This window comes from Skermanella sp., assembly GCF_059503625.1.
The window spans coordinates 1-585 of record NZ_JCACHA010000662.1; the positions used below are offsets into that span (position 1 = coordinate 1).

At 67.7% G+C, this 585-nt stretch carries 1 protein-coding gene; it reads right to left on the reverse strand.

Features of this window, described 5'->3' with window-relative positions; translation table 11 throughout:
• Nucleotides 1-57: 57 nt before the first annotated feature.
• Nucleotides 58-285 (reverse strand): hypothetical protein, encoded by a 228-nt coding sequence (locus AC5JJ6_RS20810; protein ID WP_496043890.1) that lies wholly within the window; start codon nucleotides 283-285, stop codon nucleotides 58-60.
• Nucleotides 286-585 lie beyond the last annotated feature (300 nt).

Here is a 585-nt window from a genome sequence, read left to right on the forward strand (position 1 = left end):
GGGGTGGTTCACTCGAGTCTATGAATTCCGCCGTTTTTCCGCGTCTTCGACGGATTCTCACGCCTGGAAGGGGCGATCGAGCTTTCGGCGGCGGCTGGCGGCGATGGCGAGGCAGGCCATGACGGCGATCGGTATGCAGCCGAGGACGACGAGCTGAAGCCAGCCGATGACCGCCAGGACCCATCCCGACGCTCCGGCGGCGGCGGCCGATGCCGCCCAGATGAAAAGCGCGTTGATCATCTGGGCCTTGGATTGATCCGCCTGCGGCAGCGTGGTCACCAGCAACCCGGGATCGATGCCATTTCCCCGGGGAGCTCGTTTCCAGGTCCGGCTTGGTGCAAGCGCATTGGGGGAGGGTCCACGCCGTCTGACCGTCCGGCCTGATCGCCCGGCCTGACCACCTGGCTCAGGCGGATGTCAGGCGCGAAGCCGATGTTCCCATTGGGCTGCCGCCCTTACCCTGCCGGAGGCCGCGACCGGCGGACTGACCGCCATGCTCAGCAGCAACGCCGCCAGGGCGCCTTCCTGCACGGCCATGGCGGCCTGCGACGGCGTCATCCAGCGGCGTTCCCGTTCGGCCATTTC